Source organism: Xanthomonas sp. SI (genome assembly GCF_014236855.1).
GTDB lineage: Bacteria > Pseudomonadota > Gammaproteobacteria > Xanthomonadales > Xanthomonadaceae > Xanthomonas_A.
Map to the genome: position 1 here is coordinate 3,068,617 of NZ_CP051261.1, position 21,125 is coordinate 3,089,741.

General features: G+C 69.3%; 18 protein-coding genes. 12 read left to right on the top strand and 6 right to left on the bottom strand.

Annotated elements, in window-relative coordinates; genetic code table 11:
- Positions 1 to 35 precede the first annotated feature (35 nt).
- Entirely contained in the window at positions 36 to 707 is a 672-nt protein-coding gene (gene cmk / locus HEP75_RS12800) for a (d)CMP kinase (RefSeq protein ID WP_185816295.1), read from the bottom strand.
- 172 nt (positions 708 to 879) lie between these two features.
- On the opposite strand from cmk, the gene ykgO reads away from it, so the two are divergent.
- From ykgO to HEP75_RS12830, 6 genes are all read left to right on the top strand, one after another.
- Complete coding sequence (ykgO, locus tag HEP75_RS12805; RefSeq protein WP_005913193.1) at positions 880 to 1,005, top strand: type B 50S ribosomal protein L36; 126 nt, start codon at positions 880 to 882, stop codon at positions 1,003 to 1,005.
- A 128-nt stretch (positions 1,006 to 1,133) separates the two neighbouring features.
- Positions 1,134 to 1,463 (top strand): hypothetical protein, encoded by a 330-nt coding sequence (locus HEP75_RS12810; RefSeq protein WP_185816294.1) that lies wholly within the window; start codon positions 1,134 to 1,136, stop codon positions 1,461 to 1,463.
- A 131-nt stretch (positions 1,464 to 1,594) separates the two neighbouring features.
- Complete coding sequence (locus HEP75_RS12815) at positions 1,595 to 2,638, top strand: agmatine deiminase family protein (protein ID WP_185823782.1); 1,044 nt, start codon at positions 1,595 to 1,597, stop codon at positions 2,636 to 2,638.
- 318 nt (positions 2,639 to 2,956) lie between these two features.
- Positions 2,957 to 3,859 carry a carbon-nitrogen hydrolase gene (locus HEP75_RS12820; RefSeq protein WP_185816292.1) on the top strand — a complete coding sequence of 301 codons (903 nt, stop codon included), beginning with the start codon at positions 2,957 to 2,959 and terminating at the stop codon, positions 3,857 to 3,859.
- Positions 3,856 to 4,404: a GNAT family N-acetyltransferase gene (locus HEP75_RS12825; protein WP_255423852.1), complete on the top strand. Its 549-nt coding sequence runs from the start codon at positions 3,856 to 3,858 to the stop codon at positions 4,402 to 4,404. The genes HEP75_RS12820 and HEP75_RS12825 overlap by 4 nt, the downstream gene beginning before the upstream one ends.
- A gap of 4 nt (positions 4,405 to 4,408) precedes the next feature.
- Positions 4,409 to 5,692 carry a TraB/GumN family protein gene (locus tag HEP75_RS12830; RefSeq protein WP_185823783.1) on the top strand — a complete coding sequence of 428 codons (1,284 nt, stop codon included), beginning with the start codon at positions 4,409 to 4,411 and terminating at the stop codon, positions 5,690 to 5,692.
- A 200-nt stretch (positions 5,693 to 5,892) separates the two neighbouring features.
- On the opposite strand, the gene HEP75_RS12835 is transcribed toward HEP75_RS12830, so the two are convergent.
- The 3 genes from HEP75_RS12835 to HEP75_RS12845 are packed head-to-tail and all read right to left on the bottom strand — an operon-like array spanning position 5,893 to position 13,612.
- Positions 5,893 to 8,979 (bottom strand): efflux RND transporter permease subunit, encoded by a 3,087-nt coding sequence (locus HEP75_RS12835; RefSeq protein WP_185823784.1) that lies wholly within the window; start codon positions 8,977 to 8,979, stop codon positions 5,893 to 5,895.
- Entirely contained in the window at positions 8,976 to 12,488 is a 3,513-nt protein-coding gene (locus tag HEP75_RS12840; RefSeq protein WP_185823785.1) for an efflux RND transporter permease subunit, read from the bottom strand. The genes HEP75_RS12835 and HEP75_RS12840 overlap by 4 nt, the downstream gene beginning before the upstream one ends.
- Positions 12,488 to 13,612: an efflux RND transporter periplasmic adaptor subunit gene (locus tag HEP75_RS12845; RefSeq protein ID WP_185823786.1), complete on the bottom strand. Its 1,125-nt coding sequence runs from the start codon at positions 13,610 to 13,612 to the stop codon at positions 12,488 to 12,490. Before HEP75_RS12845 ends, HEP75_RS12840 begins: the two co-directional genes overlap by 1 nt.
- A 216-nt stretch (positions 13,613 to 13,828) precedes the next feature.
- Between HEP75_RS12845 and HEP75_RS12850 the strand changes: the two genes are divergently transcribed.
- Both HEP75_RS12850 and HEP75_RS12855 read left to right on the top strand, forming a co-directional pair.
- Positions 13,829 to 14,218 carry a cytochrome c gene (locus HEP75_RS12850; RefSeq protein WP_185823787.1) on the top strand — a complete coding sequence of 130 codons (390 nt, stop codon included), beginning with the start codon at positions 13,829 to 13,831 and terminating at the stop codon, positions 14,216 to 14,218.
- A 7-nt stretch (positions 14,219 to 14,225) separates the two neighbouring features.
- Complete coding sequence (locus tag HEP75_RS12855; RefSeq protein ID WP_185823788.1) at positions 14,226 to 14,687, top strand: cytochrome c; 462 nt, start codon at positions 14,226 to 14,228, stop codon at positions 14,685 to 14,687.
- Between the two features lie 308 nt (positions 14,688 to 14,995).
- On the opposite strand, the gene HEP75_RS12860 is transcribed toward HEP75_RS12855, so the two are convergent.
- Together HEP75_RS12860 and HEP75_RS12865 are read right to left on the bottom strand one after the other, a co-directional pair.
- Positions 14,996 to 16,705 (bottom strand): hypothetical protein, encoded by a 1,710-nt coding sequence (locus HEP75_RS12860; RefSeq protein WP_185823789.1) that lies wholly within the window; start codon positions 16,703 to 16,705, stop codon positions 14,996 to 14,998.
- 16 nt (positions 16,706 to 16,721) lie between these two features.
- Positions 16,722 to 17,318 carry an NfuA family Fe-S biogenesis protein gene (locus tag HEP75_RS12865; RefSeq protein ID WP_003468698.1) on the bottom strand — a complete coding sequence of 199 codons (597 nt, stop codon included), beginning with the start codon at positions 17,316 to 17,318 and terminating at the stop codon, positions 16,722 to 16,724.
- Positions 17,319 to 17,409: 91 nt separating this feature from the next.
- On the opposite strand from HEP75_RS12865, the gene HEP75_RS12870 reads away from it, so the two are divergent.
- The 4 genes from HEP75_RS12870 to HEP75_RS12885 all read left to right on the top strand — a co-directional run bounded on the left by HEP75_RS12870 (position 17,410) and on the right by HEP75_RS12885 (position 21,081).
- The gene (locus HEP75_RS12870) at positions 17,410 to 17,751 is read left to right on the top strand and encodes a 4a-hydroxytetrahydrobiopterin dehydratase (RefSeq protein WP_185823790.1); all 342 of its coding nucleotides are present in this window, start codon (positions 17,410 to 17,412) and stop codon (positions 17,749 to 17,751) included.
- A 5-nt stretch (positions 17,752 to 17,756) separates the two neighbouring features.
- On the top strand, positions 17,757 to 18,200 hold the full coding sequence (locus tag HEP75_RS12875; RefSeq protein ID WP_185823791.1) for an energy transducer TonB: 444 nt from the start codon (positions 17,757 to 17,759) through the stop codon (positions 18,198 to 18,200).
- A gap of 118 nt (positions 18,201 to 18,318) precedes the next feature.
- On the top strand, positions 18,319 to 19,140 hold the full coding sequence (zupT, locus tag HEP75_RS12880) for a zinc transporter ZupT (protein ID WP_185823792.1): 822 nt from the start codon (positions 18,319 to 18,321) through the stop codon (positions 19,138 to 19,140).
- A gap of 129 nt (positions 19,141 to 19,269) precedes the next feature.
- On the top strand, positions 19,270 to 21,081 hold the full coding sequence (locus tag HEP75_RS12885; protein WP_185823793.1) for a DUF3300 domain-containing protein: 1,812 nt from the start codon (positions 19,270 to 19,272) through the stop codon (positions 21,079 to 21,081).
- Positions 21,082 to 21,125: the final 44 nt, after the last annotated feature.

Here is a 21,125-nt window from a genome sequence, read left to right on the forward strand (position 1 = left end):
GGCGCCATGCTGCTGCCCTACTCCCGGCGCGGCCCTCAGGTGGGCAGCAATTCCAGGACGCGGCCGACCACCTGTTCGATGTCCATGCCGGTGGTATCCAGGAGGACGGCATCGTCTGCCGGCTTCAGGGGCGCCACCGAACGTTGGGCATCGCGTGCGTCGCGGGCCATGATCTCGCGCAGCAGGTCGTCGAATATAACGGAAACTCCTTTTTCCTTCAACTGGTTATGCCGGCGCATGGCGCGCTCCTCGGCACTGGCGGTCAGGAACACCTTGTACGGGGCATCCGGGAAAATCACCGTACCCATGTCGCGGCCGTCGGCGACCAGCCCCGGCAGGCGCCGGAAGGCGCGCTGGCGCTGCTTCAGCGCCGCGCGCACCTCCGGAATCGCGGCGATCGCCGAGGCCACCGCGCCGGTGGTTTCCAGCCGCAGCTCGTCGGTGGCGTCGACCTCGTTGATCCTGACCCGCAGGCCGCCGCCGGCCACGTCCTCGAAGGTGACATGGGTATCGAAGGTGCAGCGCACCAGCGCCGCGGCGTCGGAAATGTCCAGGTTGGCCCAGCTGGCGGCCACGCCGACCGCCCGGTACAGTGCGCCCGAATCCAGGTAATGCCAGCCCAGCTTGCCGGCGACGATGCGGCTGACGGTGCCTTTGCCGGCCCCGGAAGGGCCATCGATGGTCAGGACGGGAGCGGGGTCGTTCATGCGGTTCCTCGGACGGGGGGCGGCGCATTGTAGCCCCGGCGCCGGCCGGGCTGGCGCAAGCAGTTGAAACCATGAAGAAAACCAGGCTATACTCGCCGGCTTACTGATCCAGCGACGTGGTTTCGCCACGCCGTACCCTTCTCTAATCCACAAGTTTACGCCGAGGTGTGCCATGAAAGTCCTGTCCTCCCTGAAGTCGGCGAAGACCCGTCACCGCGACTGCAAGGTGGTCCGCCGCCGCGGCAAGGTTTTCGTGATCTGCAAGTCGAACCCGCGTTTCAAGGCTCGCCAGCGCTGATCCGACGACGGCCCGCCCTGCGGCACCGCGCGCACGGTTGCGGGTCATCGACGAAAGCCGCCTTCGGGCGGTTTTTTGTTGCCGAAATTTGCTGTAATCGCCGTTCGTCCTCTGGGGAGCACACCGTGATGAAGCACCGTCTGTCCGTACTGCCGCTGCTGGTCGTCCTGGGCCTGGCCGGGGGCGCCCACGCCGAGACCCTGCTGGTCGAGCGGGTCAAGCAGGAACCCGTGGCGGCGATGCCGGCGCGCGGGCTGAGCATGGGCGAGGTCGAGGCGCGCTACGGCGCCCCGCAGTCGAAGCTGGAACCGCGCGGCGGACAGAAGCGGCAGTGGCCGACGATCAACCGCTGGGTGTATCCGGCCTTCACTGTGTACTTCGAGAAGCACAAGGTGGTGGACGTGGTCGCCAACAAGGCCGATGCCAACGAGGTTGGACCCAAGCCTGCGATTCGGTGATGCGAGTCGGTATGCGAGTCCCTCGCAAGAGTTTTTATGCGAGTCCCTTCGCAAGAGCCCGCACATCCATGTGCGGGGATCAAATGAAAAGCCTGAGCTTCGGCTTGGGCACGACGTGAGTAGTGGTCGCAATGACTGATCGCCTTCGCCTTCCCGCGGAATGGGAGCCCCAGTCCGCCATCCTGATCGCCTGGCCGCATGCCGGTACCGACTGGGCCGAGCGCCTGGCCGAGGTCGAGGAGACCTATATCGCGCTGGTCGCGGCGATCGTGCGCTACCAGCGCGTGCTGATCTGCGTCGCCGATGCCGACCTGCAGATCTACGCCGAGGCGCGGCTGCGCTCGGCGCGGGTGGACATGCAGCGCGTGCGGTTCGTCGAGGCCGAGTACGACGACACCTGGCTGCGCGATTCCGGCCCGATCACCCTGGCCCGGGCCGGCGGCGGTTTCCAGTTGCTGGACTTCCGCTTCACCGGCTGGGGCGGCAAGTTCCAGGCCAGCCGCGACGACCAGTTGGTGAGCGCGCTTGCGGCGCAGCAGCTGTTCGCCGGCAGCGATGTGCGCAGCATCGATTTCGCGCTGGAAGGCGGAGCGATCGACAGCGACGGCGCCGGCACCCTGCTGACCACCTGGCAGTGCCTGCACGAACGCCATCCGCAGCGCTCGCGCGAATCGCTGAGCCACGACCTGGCCGACTGGCTGGCGCAACAGCGCGTGCTGTGGCTGGACCACGGCTACCTGGAAGGCGACGATACCGACGCGCATATCGATACCCTAGCCCGCTTCGCCAGCGAAGACGCGATCGTCTATCAGGCCTGCGACGACGCCGGCGATTCGCACTACGCCGAGCTGCAGGCGATGGGCGCAGAACTGGCCGCGTTGCGCACCGCCGACGGTCGCCCGTACCAGCTTTTCCCGCTGCCGTGGGCGCAGCCGGTGCTCGACCACGGCCGGCGCCTGGCCGCGTCCTACGCCAACTTCCTGATCGTCAACGGTGCGGTGCTGATGCCGGCCTATGGCGATGCGGCCGATGCGCAGGCGCAGGCGGTGATGGCGCAGGCGTTCCCGCAGCACGACATCGTGCCGATTCCGTGCCGCGCGCTGATCTGGCAGAACGGCAGCCTGCACTGCATCACCATGCAGTTGCCCGAGGGCGTACTGGTACTGGCCGCCTGATCCGCGTTCGCTGATCGAAGGCGCATAAGCATAGGATCGACTGCAGGCTTTCGCCGGGTCGCACCGCCCCGCAGGAATCGCCATACGCGCCGCCGGAGAACTCCGCTCCCGAGGCGGCGATGGCGGCAGAACGCCGGGATTCCGATCCCTCTGTGGAACTCGGGCAGCGCACCGCATTCGGCGTCGCGCGGCGCTGGCGCCTTCAACACCGAGCCACCGGAACATGCCCACGCCGCGCCGGGCGGCATTCATCTGCCGGGAACCTGCCGCGGCGCCATCCGCGTTACCATGCGCGCTTTCGCCGACCATCCTTCCGCAATGAGCCGAAACACTCTTTCCGTCGCGCTGATCCAGGAGCGCAACCATGGCGATGCCGCGGCGAATCTGGCGGTCATCGAATCGCGCGTGGCCGAGGCCGCGGCGCAGGGCGCGCAGTTGGTGCTGCTGCAGGAACTGCACAACGGCGCCTACTTCTGTCAGCACGAGTCGGTGGACGAATTCGATCTGGCCGAGCCGATTCCCGGTCCCAGCACCGAGCGCCTCGGCGCGCTAGCCAAGCGCCATGGCGTGGTGCTGGTCGCGTCACTGTTCGAGCGCCGCGCCGCCGGCCTGTACCACAACACCGCGGTGGTGTTCGAGAAGGACGGCAGCCTGCTCGGCAAGTACCGCAAGATGCATATTCCGGACGATCCGGGCTTCTACGAGAAGTTCTACTTCACCCCGGGCGATCTCGGCTTCACCCCGATCCAGACCTCGGTCGGCCGCCTCGGCGTGTTGGTGTGCTGGGACCAGTGGTATCCGGAAGCGGCGCGGCTGATGGCGCTGGCCGGCGCCGAACTGCTGCTGTATCCGACCGCGATCGGCTGGGATCCCAGCGACGAGCAGGCCGAGCAGGAGCGCCAGCGCGACGCCTGGATCCTCAGCCATCGCGGCCATGCCGTGGCCAACGGCGTGCCGGTGCTCAGCTGCAACCGGGTCGGCCACGAAGCCTCGCCGCTGGCCGCCGATGGCGTGGTGGGCGCGGCCGGCATCCAGTTCTGGGGCAACAGCCACGTGCTCGGCCCGCAGGGCGAGTTCGTCGCCGAAGCCGGCGCCGAACCGACCGTGCTGGTCTGCGACGTGGACCTGCAGCGCAGCGAGCACGTGCGGCGGATCTGGCCGTTCCTGCGCGACCGCCGCATCGATGCCTATGGCGATCTGCTGAAGCGCTACATCGATTGAGCCGCCTCTTGGACGACCTGCAGCTGCGTGCCGCCGAGGCCGCCGACATTGCCGCGATCGCCGCGCTGTACGCCGACGAGGTGCGCTGCAACGTCAATACCTACGAGTACGATGCGCCGGACCAGGCGGAAATGCTGCGGCGGATGCAGGACGTCGTCGCACGCGGCTACCCCTATCTGATCGCGCAGACCGCCGACGGCGGCCTCGCCGGCTATGCCTACGCGAGCGGCTACCGTGCTCGCATCGGCTACCGCTGGACCGTGGAGGACACGATCTACGTGGCCCCGGCGCTACACGGCCGCGGGATCGGTTCCGCGCTGCTGCAGGCGCTGATCGCGGACTGCGAGGCGCACGGCTTCCGGCAGATGGTGGCGGTGATCGGCGACTCGACCAACCAGGCCTCGATCCGCCTGCACGAACGCCATGGCTTCATCCAGGTCGGCGTATTCACTGGGCTCGGCCGCAAGCATGGCCGCTGGCTGGACACACTACAGATGCAACGCCCTCTGGGCTCCGGCGCCGACGAGGCGCCCTCCGATGAGTGATGGAATGAACGAACTTTCCCAGGCCGGCGACGACGCCCTGTTCGCCGGCCAGCCGTACCGCATCGTCGAGCGCGATGGCGTGCGCTACACCCTGCTCGGCACCGCGCATGTGTCGCTGGCCAGCGTCGCCGCCGTGGAACGGGCGATCGACAGCGGCCGCTTCGATGCGGTCGCGGTGGAGCTGGACCCGCAACGGCTGCAGGCGCTGACCGACCCGGATGCGCTGACCAAGCTGGACCTGGTGCAGGTGATCCGCAAGGGCCGGGTGGCGCTGTTCGCAGCAAACCTGGCGCTGGCCGCCTACCAGCGGCGCCTAGCCGAGCAGTTGGGTATCGAACCCGGCGCCGAACTCAAGCGCGCGGTGCTGCTGGCGCGCGAGCGGCAGCTGCCGGTGTACCTGATCGACCGCGAGGTCGGGCTGACCTTCAAGCGCGCCTCCGGCCGGCTCGGCTTCTTCGGCAAGCTCAAGCTCGGCAGCGGCCTGCTCGGCGGCCTGTTCGCCTCCGACGAGGTCGGCGAGGCGGAGATCGAGAAGCTCAAGCAGGGCGACATGCTCGAGGCCAGCTTCGGCGACTTCGCCAGCGAAAGCCCGGCGCTGTACGACACCATCATCGCCGAGCGCGACCGCTACATGGCCACCCGCCTGCGCGAGGAACATGCGCAGCGGGCCGTGCCCAGCCAGACGCCGATCGCCACCCCGGACTATCTGGATAGCGCACGCGCCGAGGGCATCCGCGACGTGCTGGCGGTGGTCGGTGCCGGCCATCTGGCCGGCCTGGCCAGGCACCTGCAGGACGATCAGGACGATCCGGCCACGTTGCGCAAGTCGCTGGAAGACGTGCCGACCAAGAAAAAGGTGCCGTGGATCACCCTGACCCTGACCGCTCTGGTGCTGGGCGGCGTCGCCTGGGGCTACTGGCGTGGCGGCTTCGCGCTGGGCACCGACCTGCTGCTGCAGTGGGTGCTGTTCACCGGCGGCCTGGCCGGGTTGGGCTGCCTGCTGGCCGGCGGCCATCCGCTGAGCATCATCGCCGGCGCCATCGCCGCGCCGCTGAAACCGTTCCGGCCCGGCGTGCCGGCCGGCGCGTTCAGCGCGCTGGTCGAGGTGCACATGCGCAAGCCGGCCTACGGCGACTTCCTGGCGCTGCGCGACGACGCGCAGAACCTGCGCGGCTGGTACCGCAACCGCGTCTCGCGGGTGGTGCTGACCTTCCTGCTGACCAACCTCGGCAGCATGATCGGCGTGTGGCTGGCGGGATTCCGCATCTTCGGCAAGCTGGCCGGTTGAGCGCAACGCGGCGGCAGGGCCATGCGCCCTGCCCCATCGCATGATCACCGTGTCGTAAAACAGTGTGGGAGGGGCTTCAGCCCCGACGCCTTGTCGGTAAAGGCGTCGGGACTGAAGCCCCTCCCACAACTTTTTCCACGCGATGCAGCAAGCGAGACAAGCGCGCGCCAGCCATTCGGCGCGCGACACCGCGCCCCTGGTCAGGACACCTGCGGCGCCGGCACACCGCGGCCGCCGCGGGCACGCCGCACCAGCTGCGCCACGCCGCCGCTGAGATCGTCGAGGATCGCGTAGATGGTCGGCAGGAACAGCAGGCTGACCACGGTGGAGAACGCCAGGCCGCCGGCGATCGCGCGCGCCATCGGGTAGTAGGCCGGGCCGTCGCCGAACATCTGCGTGGTGGTCAGCGAGATCGGCACCATCGCCAGGATCGCGGTACCCATGGTCATCATGATCGGCCGCAAGCGCTCGCGCGACCCTTCCACCAGCGCTTCGGTCCGGGCCAGGCCGCGCCGGCGCAGGTTGTTGATGTGCTCGATCATCACGATGCCGTTGTTCACCACCACGCCCATCAGCACCAGGATGCCGATGAAGGCCATGATCCCGAAGTTGGTGCCGGTGATCCAGAACAGCCAGAACACCCCGAAGATCGAGAACAGCACGCCGCTCATGATCGCCGCCGGGAACAGCAGCGATTCGAATACCGCGGCCATCACCACGTAGATCATCAGCAGCGCGATCAGCAGGTTGAACATCATCTGCTGGCCGGCCTTGTCGTCGTCCTGGCCATCGGCACCGTCGAAACTGTAGTGGTAGCCGGCCGGGAAGCTGACGCCCTTCAGCGTGTCCTCCATTGCCTGCTTGGCCTCGGCCGGGGTGACCTTGACCCCGAGGTTGGCGGTGATGGTCAGCGTGGTCTGGCGGTTGGTGCGCCCGATCTGGGTCGCCGCCGGCCGCGTCTGCACGTCGACCAGGCTCAGCAACGGCACGCTGCGCCCGTCCTTGGTGCGCACGTTGAAGCTGTCCAGGTCTTCGGGCGTGGTTTCCTCGGCGCCGGCGAAGCGGACCCACACCGGCACCTCGTTGTCGCCGCGGCGGAACTCGCGCAGCGAGGCGCCGCGCAGCGCCAGGCCGACGAAGCTGGCGACCTGCTCGGCATTGAAGCCGAACGCCGATGCGCGCTCGCGATCCACCCGCACCGCCAGCTCGGTGGTGCGGTCGCCGGTGTCCACGCGCACGTCGCGCAATTCCTTGCGCCGCGCCAGCAGCGGCACCACGTCGTCGGCGATCGCGCGCAGGGTCTGGGTGGAATCGCCGACCAGTTGCACCTGCACGCTCTGCGCACCGCTGCCCTGCCCGTTGCCGTTGCCATTGCTGCCGACGCTGTAGTCGGCCAGCGCCGAACGCGGCAGATCCTTGCGGATCTGTTCGATCAGCGCCTGCATGTCGCGCACCTGCTTGAGGTCCACGGTCAGCGTGGTGCTGCTGCCTTCCACTTCGCTGAACCACGAATACACCTGGGTGACGTGGTAGCGCTGGCGGCGCGCGTCGATGAAGCGTTCGAGCTTGGCGACCTCGGTGGACAGCTGCTCGCGCGTATACGAGCCCTTCCACTGGTAGCCGATGAAGATCTGTTCGCCGCCGTCGCCGCCGAACATGTCCTTCTTGGTCTGCAGCATCGGGATCACGCTGAGCGCGGTGATCAGCGCGATCGCGGCGACGCTCCAGCCGCGGTGGGCCAACGACCAGCTGAGCACGCGCGCGTAGCGGCGCTGCAGGCGCGGGATCAGCCCGCGCTCGGAGCGGACCAGCGCCGGCGTGCGCATGCGCGCGGACAGCATCGGAATCAGACTCACCGCCACCAGCCACGAGGCCAGCAGCGACACCGAAATGGTGATAGCGATCTGCGCCATGAAGATGCTGATGTTGTTGGTTTCGCCGAACAGGTTCGGCACGAATACGATGCAGTGGCACAGGGTGCCGGCCGACAGCGCGATGGCCACGTTGCGGGTGCCGATGATCGAGGCCAGCTGCGGCTGGTCCGGCATGCGTTCGCGTTCCTGGTAGATGCTCTCCACCACCACCACCGCGTTGTCCACCAGCATGCCCACCGCCAGCAGTAGGCCCATCATGGTCAGGATGTTGAGGGTCACCCCGGCGAAATACATGAAACCCAGGGTGATGGTGAAGCAGATCGGGATCGCCAGAGTCACCATCAGCGTCGACGGCCAGTGGCGCAGGAAGAAGAACAGCACCGTCACCGACAGCAGCAGGCCGACCCCGCCGGCTTCGGCCAGTTCGGTCAGCGACGAGGTCACCGCCTTGCCCTGGTTGTCGATGACCTTGACCTGCACGTCGCTGAGCGCCGGTTGCTTGCGGATCTGCTCCACGTCGGCCAGGACCGCGCGCGACACCTCGACCAGGTTGGCGCTGCGCTCCTTGTACACGTCCAGGCCCACCGCCGGGCGCCCGTCCAGGCGCCGGCCATAGTTCATCCGGGTCGGCTTCAGGCGTATGTCGGCGATGTCACCCAGGCGCAGGCCCTTGGCGTCGATGACCAGATCGCGCAATTCCTGCAGGTCGCGCAATTCGCCGACCGGCTGCACCCGCAGGCGCTGGCCGTGGTCGTCGATCTGCCCGGCCGACAGCGAGAAATTGAGCTTGCCCAGGCGATCGGTGAGATCGTTGAGGCTGAGGTTGTGCGCGCTGAGCCGGTCCGGCGCGATCGCGATCTCCACTTCGTTCGGCGGCGCGCCGGACACCTCCACCTTGGCCACGCCGGGGATGCGTTCCAGGCGCCGCTTGAACTCGCGGTCTAGCATGTCGTAGGCGCCGGTCAGGTCGGCCGCGCCGGCCAGGCGTACCTTCAGCACCGGCTCGTCGCTGCTGGACCACTTGAACACGTGGTAGCGCTGCAGGTCGTCGGGCAGGTCGGCGCGGATCGCGTCGATGCGCTCGCGCGCGTCGGAGGCGGCGATGGCGATGTCGCGGTCCCAATCGGAGAACTCGATGAAGATGTTGGCGCCGTCGGCAGTCGCGGTCGAGCGCATGCGCTTGATCCCGGTCATCGTCGCCAGCGCTTCCTCGGTCGGCCGCACCAGGTTGCGCTCGACCTCGTCGGGGGTCGAGCCGCTGTACGGCAACTGCACGAACAGGAACGGCGCGGAGATGTCCGGCAACGCCTCCAGCGGCAGCCGGAACGCCGCGATCAAGCCGACCACCACAAGCGACACGAAGCACATGATGGTGGTGATCGGACGGCGGATGCTGAACTCGGCGACGCTCATGCCGGCTCACCCGTGCCAGTGCCGTGGCCGAGCCCTTCAAGACGCCGCCGCGCGCGCTGCCCGCGCTCGGCGTAATAGCCGTCGGCGCGGCGATCCAGGCGGTCGTAGACCACCGGGATCACCACCAGCGTGAGCAGCGTGGACACCAGCAGGCCGCCGATCACGGTGATCGCCATCGGCGCGCGCACTTCGGCGCCCTCGCCCGACGCCACCGCCAGCGGCAGGAAGCCGAACAGCGTGCACAGCGTGGTCATGATGATCGGGCGCAGCCGCGAGCGTGCGCCTTCGATCAGCGCCTCGCGCTTGGCCACGCCTTCCTCGCGCAGCTGGTTGACCTTGTCGATCAGGATGATCGCGTTCTTGGTCACCAGCCCGACCAGCAGGATCAGGCCGATGAACACCACCACCGACACCGGCTTGCCGCTCAGCAGCAGGGCCAGCACCGCGCCCACCATCGCCAGCGGGATGGTGAACAGGATCACGAACGGGTGCAACAGCGATTCGAACTGCGAAGCCATCACCAGGTACACCAGGAAGATCGCCAGGCCGAACGCGAACAACAGCGACTTGGCCGACTGCGCCAGTTCCTCGCCCTGCCCGCCGATGTGCATGCCGACGCCGGCGCCGAGCGGCTCGCGCGCGACCATGTCCTGCACCTCGCTCACCGCGCCGCCCAGGTCGATGTCGCGCAGGTTGGCCGACACGATCGCCACGCGGATCTGGTCGGCGCGATGGATCTCGCTGGGCCCGGTGGTGGCGACCACGTCGGCGACCGCATCCAGCGTCACCGGCTTGCTGCTGCCGGGATTGACGATCAGCCGGCGGATGCTGTCGACGCTGGCGCGGTCGCTCTGCTGCGCGCGCACCAGCACGTCGATCTTGCGGTCGCGGAAGCTGTAGCGGGTGGCGACGTCGCCGCGCACCTTCTTCACCACCACGTCGGCGATCTGCCGCGTGGTCAGGCCCAGCGCACCGGCGCGCTCCTGGTCGAAGCGGATCTGGATTTCCGGGAAGCCCTCTTCCACCGTCGATTTCACGTCGGCGTAGTGGCCGTTGCCGCGCAACATCGCGGTCAGCTTCTGCCCGGCGTGCTGAATGGTCTCCAGGTCCTGGCCGCGCAGCTCGATTTCCAGCGGCGTGGAGAAGCTGAAGAGCTCAGGGCGGCTGAAACCGACCTGCACGCCCGGATGCCTGTGCATCGTCGCGCGCATGCGGTCGCTCTGCTGCGCCTCGAACTGCGCGCTGCCGCCGCCAGCCATGGCGATGGTCAGCTTGCCGATGTTCTCGCCGCTTTCGGTGGGACTGGCGTCGAGCCGGGTGCCGCTGCCGCTGACGCCGTACAGCGCCTGCACGCCGGCGTCCTTGCCGTGGGTTTCCTGCAGTTCGCGCACCAGCGCATCGGTCTGCCGCAACGGCGTGCCGGCCGGCAGTTTCACCGTCATCTCGAAGCGGTCCTGGGCCAACTGCGGGATCAGGTCGGCGCCGAGCATCGGCACCACCGCCAGCGTCGCCGCGAACGCCAGCGCGGCCAGGCCCAGCACCTGCCACGGCCGCGCCAGCGCGCCCGGCAGCAACCGCAGATAGCCGCGTTCGGCACGCGCATACGGCGCCATCGCCAGGTCGCTGGCCTTGCGCATCACCGGCGCGACCACCGCCACGCCACCGCGCCACAGCCGCACCACCAACCATGCCGCGCCGAAGAAACCGCCGCGCACCGCCGCGGCGGCACCGCGCCGGCCCCACGCCACCGGCTTCAGCCAACCGCGCTGCGGCTGCCATTGCGGCTGCTCGGGCTCGGGCGGGAACGCCATCGGCGGGCGTCCCTTCAGCGAACTGAGCATCGGGATGAGGGTCATCGACACCACCAGCGAGATCGCGATGGCGATCGCCACGGTCAAGGCCTGGTCGCGGAACAGCTGCCCGGCCACGCCCTCGACGAACACCAGCGGCAGGAACACCGCGATCGTGGTCAGGGTCGAGGCGACCACCGCCATGCTCACCTCGCGGGTGCCGGCGATCGCCGCATCGAGGATGCTCAGGCCGCGCTCGCGCGCCTTGGCGATGCTCTCCAGCACCACGATCGAATCGTCCACCACCAGGCCGGTGGCCAGTGCCAGGCCGCCCAGCGACATCACGTTCAAGCTCAAGCCCAGCTGGCCCATGAAGAAGAACGTGGCCACGATCGACACCGGCAGCGACAGGCTGATCACGAACGTGCTCCAGCCATCGCGCAGGAACAGGAAGATGATCAGGATCGCCAGCAGGCCGCCGATCACCGCGTCCTTCTTGACGTCGCCGATGGCGTGCTCGATGAAGCGCGACTGGTCTTCCAGCGTGGTCAATTCCACGTCCGGCGGGATCTGCGTCTTCAGCTGTTCCAGGCGCTTGCGCAGCGCCGCCGCGGTGGACACGGTGTTGGCGTCGCCTTCCTTGTAGATCGCCAGTTCCACCGCTTCCTTGCCGCCCAGGCGGATGATCGCCTCGCGCTCCTTGTAGCCCTGCCGCACCTCGGCCACGTCCTTGAGCCGCACCGGCATGCCGTTGGCGATGGTAGTGGTGGAACTGGACGAGGCGCTCTGCGCCGCCGAGGCCGCGGCCAGCGCCGCTTCCGAACCGGTCGAGGCGGCGATCGCGTACATCTGCTGCATCGCCGAGTCGGCGGCGCTGCTGCCCGCGCCCTGGGTGGTCAGCAGCAGATTGCGGATCTCGTCCAGGTCGGCGAACTGGTTGACCGTGCGCACCAGGTAGCGCTGCGAGCCCTGTTCCAGGCGCCCGCCGGAGATGTTGATGTTCTCTTCCTTGAGCCGGGTGATGACGTTGTCGATCGGCAGGCTCAGCTGCGCCAGCCGCTGCTGGTCGATGTCGACCTGGATCTCGTCTTCCAGCCCGCCGCCGACCTTGACCGCGGCCACGCCGGCCACCGGTTCCAGTTTCTTCTTCAGATCCTCGTCGGCATAGCGGCGCAACTGGGTCAGCGCGCGCACCGCATCGGCATCACTGGCCGGCGTCGCCTTGCTCGCCAGCACCAGACGCATGATCGGTTCGGTGGACGGATTGAAGCGCAGCAGCACCGGCGCCTTGGCTTCCAGCGGCAGCTCCAGCGCCTCCATCTTGTCGCGCACCTCCAGGCTGGCCTGGTCCATGTTGGTGCCCCAGGCGAACTCCAGCACCACGTCGCTCTGCCCGGTGCGCGACACCGACTTGAGCTTGCGCAGGTTCTTGACCACGCCGACCGCTTCCTCGACCGGCTCGGTCACCAGCGTCTCGATCTCCGACGGCGCCGCGCCGGTGTATTCGGTGCGCACGGTCAGGGTCGGATAGCTCAGGTCGGGCAACAGGTTGACCTTGAGGCTGTTCAGCGCGATCACGCCGAACAGCAGCAACGTCACCGTGGCCATCGCGATGGTGACGCGGCGGCGTGTGGCGAATTCGACCAGCCCGCCGCCGCGCACGCCGGGCGGCGCGTGTTCGTGCGGATCGCTGCCGTGATCGGAACCGGCGCTGGTCATCAGTGCGCTCCGACCGCGGCGCCGCCGCCGATCTCGGCGACCTCGCGTTGCGGCGCGATCACCTGCACGCGGCTGCCGTCGCGCAGGGCGACCTTGCCGGCGGTGACCACCTGGTCGCCGGGCTGCAGGCCGTCGCGGATTTCCACCCACGGGCCTTCGGAATAGCCCAGCTTGACCGGCACCCGCGTCACCTTGCCGGCATTGACCCGAAACACCGCCGGCTCGCCGTCGTCGAGCAGCGCCAGGCGCGGCACCACCAGCGCATCGGCGCGCTGGTCGTAGTCGATGCGGATGCGTCCGAACATGCCCGGTTGCAAGGCTTCGGCGCCTTCCTCGAACGCGCACACCACGCGGAACGTACCGCTGCCCGAATCCACCACCGGCGCGATGCGATCGACCTTGCCCAGGTACTGCTTGCCCGGCAGCGCATCGGCCAGCAGCGTCACCGGCTGTCCGGCCTTGAGCGTGGCCAGCTCGCGCTCGGGCACGTTGAGCGTGGCTTCCAGGCGCGAGTCGTCGACGATGCGGAAGATCGGCGTATTGATCTGCACGAAGTTGCCGGTCTTGATCGAGCGCGACGCGATCACCCCGGAGATCGGCGCGACCACCGTGGCGTAGGACAGTTCCAGCGACGCCAGTTGGTGCTGCGCGCGCACGTTGGCCAGGTCGTACTTGATCTGATCGACGTCGGCGGCGCTGACCAGTTGCTGGCCGACCAGTTGTTCCGAGCGCCGGTAGTTGTTCTCCAGCTTGCGCAGCTGCGCCTCGCTCTGCGCCACCGCCAGCCGCGCGCGGTCTGGGTCCAGCCGCACCAGCGGCTGCCCGGCGCGGACCTGCTGGCCCTCCTCGGCCAGCACCGCCAGCGCCACCCCGGAGGTCTTGGCCACCACCTGCGATTCGGCGCGCGCCTCCAGCGCCGCGGTGCCGCTGTAGCTGGCCGCCACGGCGCGCCGGCTGGCCTTGGCCACCTCGACCGGCACCGCGTCGGGCGCCTTCTCGGCTTCCTTGGCCTTGGCCTGCGCGTCGCCGGCCGCCGGCTTGCAGCCGCCGAGCAGCAGTGTGGAGGTGATCAACAGCGCGGCGGCGCAGCTGGCGGTGCGTCGGCGCGTGGAATATCGCGTCATCGTCGTGTCCCTGGTGGATGGCGTGAATGGTGTTGTAGGTAAGTAGATCACCTGATGACGCTCAGGTGAATGAGCCAAAGGTCATGGTCCGCCGCGTGGCGCAGCGTGGCGATTGCCAAGGCCTGTTTCGGAGCCGCGAAAGGCCAGGCTATACTCGGGTCGTTCCGTGTTCCCCCACGCCGGAACGCCCAGTCCCGTCCTCCGGACCACGAAACCATGCGCACGCAGCCGCTAGCCGCTTGTTTTGCTTTGGCCGTACTTGTTTCTCTCGGGGTCGCCCCGGCAGTGGCGCAGACCGCGCCGGCGCCCACCGCCCCCGCCCCGGCCGCTACCCCGGAAGCGCCCGCTGCCGCCGTCGGCCATGCCGACAACGGCAGAACGCTGACCTATACCTGCCAGGGCTGCCACGGCATCACCGGCTACAAGAATGCCTATCCGAGCTACCGCGTTCCCAAGATCGGCGGCCAGTCGGCGCAGTACCTGACCCAGGCGCTGACCGAATACCGGCTCGGCAAGCGCAAGCATCCGACCATGCAGGCCCAGGCGGAGAGCTTCTCCGACCAGGACATCGCCGACATCGCCGCTTACCTGACCACCCTCAAGTAGCCATCCCATGCCGAAAGCCGCGCACGCATTGCGTCCCGCCATCGTCCTGCTTGCTGCCCTGTGCCTGGGGGCGTGTTCGCAATCGCAGGTGGAATCCACCAGTCAGTCCGCCGGCGACCCCGGCCACGCCAGTGGCGAACATGGGTCCGGCTCGTCCGCCGGCCTGCCGAGCGGGCGTGCCGCCGCCGGCGAGAAACTGGCCCATGCCAAGGGCAAGGCCACCGGGCAGAGCTGCATCGACTGCCACGGCGCCGACGGCAACGCGCCGATCGACCCGAGCTACCCTAAGCTCGGCGGCCAGTACGGCGACTATGTCGCGCATGCCCTGCAGGCGTACCGCGCCGGCGATCGCCAGCATCCGCTGATGACCCCGCAGGCGGCGCCGCTCAGCGACCAGGACATCGCCGACCTGGCGGCGTATTTCGGATCGCGCGCCACCCAGCTGCACGACCTGCACAACCCGAATTGACAGGCGCGCCGGCATCTAGCCGGCGCCGGTTCCCACAGCCAGTCCGTTGGGCGCAACGAACGCAATTCGGCATTGCGCCGGTTTCGGCGATCGGTCGCGGCTGAAGCCGCTCCTACAGTGCAATCAACGCGTCGGCCGCGAATCCTGTAGGAGCGGCTTCAGCCGCGACAGAATCTACCGGTAACACCTGTCGCGGCTGAAGCCGCTCCTACAATGCGGGCGTCTGCACGTTGGCGGATCGCTGCCGCATGCATGCCGCAATCACCGCTGGCTGGACGCCACAGCGCAGATGCGCGAACTGCCGGCGCTTACTTCACGCTGCCGTTGTCTTCCTGCAGGCCCGGCTTGAACGGCACCGCCGGCGGCGGCCGCGCGCCGGCGGGCTGGTCGTTGAGGTTCGGATCGGTGATGCCGCAGCCGCCGCCCAGCTGCAGGATCGAGACCACGCAGGAAATGCTGCTGCTGGTGCCGGGAATCGGGATGTTGACGGTCTTGATGCCGCGACGCACCCACTCTTCCAGCAGCGTCGCGTTCGGCAACCAGTACTTGTCGAACGAGGTCGGCTTGTAGTCGTACGGCGGACGCTTGAGCCACTGCCCGGCATTGGCGATCTGGTCGCGCGACCAGCTGTCGGTCTCGCTGCCGGGCGCGCCACGCGGCGGCGCCTTACCCTGCCCTTCGCCGCCAGGCACGCGCACGCTGCCATCGCCGTTGAACATGCCATTGCGCTGGCTGGCGCCGGCACCGGCATCTCCGGCGCGGTTGCGCGCCGATGCGCCCCAGTCGTCGCCGCGCTGCGGCGTCGCCCAGCCGCCGTCGTGCGCGACCGCCGGACCGCTGCCCGGCGCGGCCGCCTGGCTGCCGGGCGGTGCGGCACCGCTGCCAGCTGGCGTTCGGGTCTCGGCCTTGCCTTGCGCCGCGGCGCTGGTCTCAGCCGTCGCCTGCGCCGAGGCCGCGCCAGCCGCCGGCGCGCTTGCCGGCGCCTCGGGCTGCGCGGTGGCTACAGGCGTCGGCGTCGCCGCCGTGGCGGGCGTCGGCAGTTCGATCTGCCGCACCTGCGGCGCCTCCGGCGTGCGCAGCGTCGGTGCGGGATCGCGCGCGCGGATCTGCGGCATCTGCACCTGGACCTGCGGCAGCGGCTCGGGCACTTCGCGCTCGCGTACCTGCAACTGTGGCTCGGACGGGCGCGGCACCGGCACTTCGCGCGGACGGATCTGCGCCACCGTCGGAACCTCGGTGACCACTTCGACTTCGCGCTCTGGCACCTGCACGCTCGGCGGCGCGATCTCGCGCAGGGTCAGGGTCGGTTCGCGCACGCTGGGCGGCGGCAGCACGAAATCGCTGCTCGGCTGCGCGGTCTCGGTGACCTGCAGGGGCTGATCCGGCGGCGGCGGCGGTGGACTGGTCACCGTCTGCGCGGTGCTCGCCGCTGGCGTGGCGGAGGCGGCCGGCGCCGCGGCTGCGGTCTTAGGCTGCGTCGCGGCAGTCGCCGCCGCGGCCCGCTGCGCGCTTGCCGCTGCGGCTTGCTGCGCGGCGGCAGCGGCGGCAGCGGCGGCCGCATCTTGCGCGGCCGCGCCGCCACCGGTTTCGGCCGGGGTGCCGCGGCCGACGAATTCCACCTGCACGCGCCCGGCCTCGCTCGCATCCGGACTCGGCGGCAGCAGGCGCACGAAGGCGACCCACAGCAGAAACAGCGCGAACAGCAGATGCAAGGCCAGGCTGACCAGCGCCGCGATCCGCCGCCACCAGCGTTGGTCGTACGGGGCCGGGTCCCAGTCCTGCCACCACAGGCGGCGGAACGCCTGCCATGGGCTCAGCGCGGGCAGGCGCGAGGTCGGCGCCGGCAGCGGCTGCGGCAGCGCCGCGATCAACTCGGAGGAGACGAACGGGCGCGGCTTTGCCGGCTGCGAGGAAATCCAGTGCGCCCAGCCGTACGGCAAGCCGGTGCGGCGATCGCGCAGCAGCTTGCGCGGCGAGCGCGCCAACAGCGCGGCGAGGATGTCGGCGGCGCGCGTCACCGGCGTAGCGGAGGAATCAGGCCGCGGAATCGCGCGGGATGTACGGGGCGCTGCCGCTGTCGTGGTCGGTGGCGTCGCGCACGGCGGTGATGCCCGGCACGCGCCCCATCAGCGTCTTCTCGATGCCCTGCTTCAGGGTCACGTCGGCCATGCCGCAGCCGTGGCAACCGCCGCCGAAGCGCAGCAGCACCACACCCTCGGCCGACACTTCCTGCACTGCCACGCGGCCGCCGTGCTGGGCCAGCTGCGGATTGACCTCGTTCTCGACCACCCAGCGCACCCGCTCGACCAAGGAGGCGGCCTCGCCCGGCGCCTCGCCCTTGATCTTCGGCGCCTTGATCGTCAACTGCTGGCCGGTGCCCTGGGTGACGTAGTCGATCTCGGCGCCGTCCAGCCAGCCGACGCTGTCGGCGGCCACGTACAAGGTGAAACCGGCGCAATCGATCGCCCATTCGTCGCCGGCCAGGTCCGCCGGTTCGGCGAACTCCAGCCGCGCATCGGCGCGTGCGGTACCGGGGTCGACCGCGCTCAGGCGCACGCCCATGCCGGGCACGGCCTCGCGTTCGAGCAGTTTGCGGAAATGGGTCTGCGCGTTGTCGGAGATCTGGATCATGCGGTTATTCTAGCGCTTCCACGCGACCGGCTCATCGCGAACTTTTCCCATCGGCGGCGCGTTCAGCCAGCCTGCCGCGGAGGCTCCAAGAATGAACGACCTGATCCCGCTAGCACAGGCCCATTGCTCGCCCTGCAAGGGCAGCGAATACAAGCTCACTCAGGCGCGCCTGACCGAATTGCTGCCGCAGGTGCCCGGCTGGGAGCTGGTCGAACACGGCATGGCGATCAGCCGCACGTTCCGCTTCCCCGACTACTACCGCACGCTGGCGTTCGTGAATGCGCTGGCCTGGATCGCGCACCGCGAAGACCACCACCCCGACCTGGGCGTGCACTACGACCGCGTGGTGGTGCGCTATTCCACCCACGACGTCGGTGGCCTCAGCGAAAACGACTTCATCTGCGCCGCCAAAGCCTCGGCCCTACCGGAATGACCCCCATGCCAGCCGCATCCCGCCGTTCCATCCTCGCCGCCGCCTGCCTGCCGCTCGCCGCCGTCCTGTTGCTCGGCGGCTGCGGCAAGTCCGGGCAATCGCAGACCCAGCGCGTGGCCGCCGCGCCGACCGAAGTCGCCGCGGTGCAGACCCCGCCGCCGGACTACCCGATCGAACTGGCCTGCGCCGGACTCGGCGGCAAGGCCGTGCTGAGCGTGGTGGTCGGCGTGCAGGGCAAGCCCACCGACGTGCAGCTGGTCAGCAGCAGCGGCCAGCCCAAGCTCGACGCGTCGGCGCAGCAGCGCGTGCGCGAGTGGATCTTCAATCCCGCCACGCGCGACGGCAAGGCGGTGCCGCGCACGATCCAGGTGCCGGTCAACTTCAATCCGCCGCAACCGCGGCCGGACCGCTGCTTCGCGCTCGACGCGCAGGCGCACCGCTCCAGCTGAGCGCGGCCCACCGGCCGCTTGCGCGCGCAGCGCCGACCGCGGCGCTGCGCCGCCTTCACACTCCGCCAGCCTCGCGCCCGCTTTCATCTGCCGTCTCGACACAGGAGCCGCCTGGCGCATGCTGGATATTCCGTCGCACAACGTTTGGGTCGCCTTGGCGGTGACCCTGGCCGCCGGTCTGGCCACCGGCCTGGGCAGCGTGCTGGTGCTGTTCACCAAAGGCCCCAATCCGCGCGTGCTCGCCTTCGGCCTGGCCTTCGCCGGCGGCGCGATGGTGTACGTATCGCTGACAGAGATCCTCGGCAAGTCGGTCGCCTCCTTCAGCCAGGCGTTCGATCCGCGCCTGGGCTACGCCTATGCCACGCTGGCGTTCCTGGCCGGCATGGCGCTGATCGTGGTGATCGACCGGCTGGTGCCTAACCCACACGAAAGCCTCAATGCCCAGGACCCGTTGTTCCGCGCCGACAACCGCGCCTACGTCAAGCGCGTCGGCCTGTTGACCGCGGTGGCGATCACCGCGCACAACTTTCCGGAAGGCCTGGCGACCTTCTTCGCCACCCTGGAAAGCCCCACCGTGGGCATGCCGCTGGCGTTCGCGATCGCCGTGCACAACATCCCCGAAGGCATCGCCATCGCGGTGCCGGTGCACTACGCCACCGGGCGCAAATCCTATGCCTTCGCCGCCAGCCTGCTGTCGGGCCTGGCCGAGCCGATCGGCGCGATCATCGGCTACGTGGCGCTGTCGCGATTCCTGTCCGAGGCGATCTTCGGCTCGGTGTTCGGGGTCATTGCCGGGGTGATGGTGTTCCTGGCCCTGGACGAATTGCTGCCGGCGGCCAAGCGCTACGCCAAGGGCCACGAAACCGTGTACGGGCTGGTCGCCGGCATGGCCACGCTGGCGCTGAGCCTGGTGCTGTTCCGCCTGTCCACCACGCCCTGAGCTGAGGCGGCGCCCCGGCTGAACGGACGCTGGCGCTAGCGTGTTGCGGCGCTTCGCAGAAAGCTTGCAGACATGCAACACAGAGCATCCTGCGCGCAACTTCCGAACGCCACGTGGAAAAGGTGCAGCATGGATATCCGCTCCCTGCCATCAACGAAGTTGACGCTGGCGCTGGTCACCGCCGTGAGCGTGCTGGCGCTGAGTGCGTGCCAACAGCAACCGACGTCTGCACCGGCGCCGGCCGCGGCGACAGCCGCCGAACCCGCACCCGCGCCCTACGTGCCGCCCAGCGCCGATCAGCTGTACAAGCTGGTCGCGCCGATCGCGCTGTTTCCCGACAAGCTGCTCGCGCAGACCCTGGCTGCCTCGGTGTATCCGGACCAGGTCGGCGATGCCCAGGGCTGGCTGCACAGCAACAGCGGCCTGGCCGCGGCGGACCGTCTGCAGGCGGCGGCTGCGCAACCATGGGATCCCAGCGTCAAGGCGCTGATCGCCTTTCCCGACGTGGTCGAGCAGTTGGCCGGCAACGGCGACTGGACCCGCGCACTCGGCGATGCCTATGCGCACGATCCCAACGAGGTGCTCGACGCGATCCAGGTCATGCGCGGGCGCGCGCAGGCGCAGGGCCATCTGCGCAGCACGCCACAGCAACGGGTGCAGGTGGTGCAACGCACCGTGGTGGAGCCGGCCTACGCAGACGACCGGATCCCGCCGCCGCGCCAGACCATCGTCATCGAGCCGGCGCAACCGGATGTCGTCTATGTGCCGCGCTACGATCCGGACGTGGTCTACGGCGCACCGGTCGACGTGTACCGCGAGTACCGCTACCACCCGCGCTACTACAGCGAAGGCGACCTGGTGACCGCCGGCATCATCTCCTTCGGCGTCGGCGTGCTGGTCGGCGACGCGCTGGAACACCACCACCACGGCCCGCTGGGCTGGCTGCAGCCGGAACCGGCCTGGCACCGCTGGGGTTGGAACAGCTGGGGCATGAACTGGAACGCCCCACCCTCGGCACCGCACTACGTGGTCTACCAGAACCGCGTCTACGCGCCGCGCACCACCATCATCAACAACAACATCACCAACAACATCAGCAACAACCGGATCGACGCGCGCAGCTTCGTGCACAACGACAACCGCGGCTTTGCGCAGCGGGCGGCGCTGGCGGCGATGCCTACGGCGGCGGCCGCTGCCGCGCTGGCGCCGCGTCTGGCCCAGAACCCGCACGGCCCCGCGCCGCAGTTCGCCCCGGCGGCGGCGCCGCGCCACCCAGTCGACTATGCACAGCTGTCCACGCCGCATTTCAACGAACGGATGCTGCAGCCGGGCCGTCCGGTCGTGGCGAACGCGGCGCAGCGGCCGCCGCTGCCCGGGCTGAACGGCCCGAACGCAACGGGTGCTGCACGCGATCCGCGTGCGCAGCCGCCATTCGCGCAATCGCCGCACGCGCCGATGCCGATGTCCGCGGCCGATCCCCGCCACGCCATGCCGGTGGCCAACGCTGCCGCAATGCAGCGGCACGAGATGCCGCAGGCGCCGCGCGCCAACGCGCCGATGCCGATGGGGAACGTGCAGATGGCGCATGCAGCACAGCCGCGGGCGATGTCCATGCCGGCACCGCACCGCGAGGATCCGCGTGCGCAGCAGGCCCGATTCGCCCAGCCCGAGCCGTCGCGGCCGGCGCCGCACCAGGTCGCCGCCTTCACTGCCCAACAGCCGCCCCCCGCGCACCGGGAGGCGCCGATGCGGGAGTTCCCTGAGCGCGTTCAGGCCATGCCGCGACAGGAACAGCAGCGGCCGCAGATGCAGGAACAGCGCATGGCGCGGATCGAGCGGCCGCAGCCGATGCACGCGGCCGAGCCGCGCCCCGCTCCGCGTCCACAGCAAGCGCATTCCGAGCCGCACCACGCGCACGACCACGACAAGCACAACGGATAGACGGCACCGGCGGGGCGGCGGCGGACGACACCGCCCCGCCCCGC

Coding starts and splice junctions, on each gene's coding strand:
- cmk (WP_185816295.1), bottom strand. CDS start 707: ATGAACGACCCCGCTCCCGTCCTGACCATCGATGGCCCTTCCGGGGCC.
- ykgO (WP_005913193.1), top strand. CDS start 880: ATGAAAGTCCTGTCCTCCCTGAAGTCGGCGAAGACCCGTCACCGCGAC.
- HEP75_RS12810 (WP_185816294.1), top strand. CDS start 1,134: ATGAAGCACCGTCTGTCCGTACTGCCGCTGCTGGTCGTCCTGGGCCTG.
- HEP75_RS12815 (WP_185823782.1), top strand. CDS start 1,595: ATGACTGATCGCCTTCGCCTTCCCGCGGAATGGGAGCCCCAGTCCGCC.
- HEP75_RS12820 (WP_185816292.1), top strand. CDS start 2,957: ATGAGCCGAAACACTCTTTCCGTCGCGCTGATCCAGGAGCGCAACCAT.
- HEP75_RS12830 (WP_185823783.1), top strand. CDS start 4,409: ATGAACGAACTTTCCCAGGCCGGCGACGACGCCCTGTTCGCCGGCCAG.
- HEP75_RS12835 (WP_185823784.1), bottom strand. CDS start 8,979: ATGAGCGTCGCCGAGTTCAGCATCCGCCGTCCGATCACCACCATCATG.
- HEP75_RS12840 (WP_185823785.1), bottom strand. CDS start 12,488: ATGACCAGCGCCGGTTCCGATCACGGCAGCGATCCGCACGAACACGCG.
- HEP75_RS12845 (WP_185823786.1), bottom strand. CDS start 13,612: ATGACGCGATATTCCACGCGCCGACGCACCGCCAGCTGCGCCGCCGCG.
- HEP75_RS12850 (WP_185823787.1), top strand. CDS start 13,829: ATGCGCACGCAGCCGCTAGCCGCTTGTTTTGCTTTGGCCGTACTTGTT.
- HEP75_RS12855 (WP_185823788.1), top strand. CDS start 14,226: ATGCCGAAAGCCGCGCACGCATTGCGTCCCGCCATCGTCCTGCTTGCT.
- HEP75_RS12865 (WP_003468698.1), bottom strand. CDS start 17,318: ATGATCCAGATCTCCGACAACGCGCAGACCCATTTCCGCAAACTGCTC.
- HEP75_RS12870 (WP_185823790.1), top strand. CDS start 17,410: ATGAACGACCTGATCCCGCTAGCACAGGCCCATTGCTCGCCCTGCAAG.
- HEP75_RS12875 (WP_185823791.1), top strand. CDS start 17,757: ATGCCAGCCGCATCCCGCCGTTCCATCCTCGCCGCCGCCTGCCTGCCG.
- zupT (WP_185823792.1), top strand. CDS start 18,319: ATGCTGGATATTCCGTCGCACAACGTTTGGGTCGCCTTGGCGGTGACC.
- HEP75_RS12885 (WP_185823793.1), top strand. CDS start 19,270: ATGGATATCCGCTCCCTGCCATCAACGAAGTTGACGCTGGCGCTGGTC.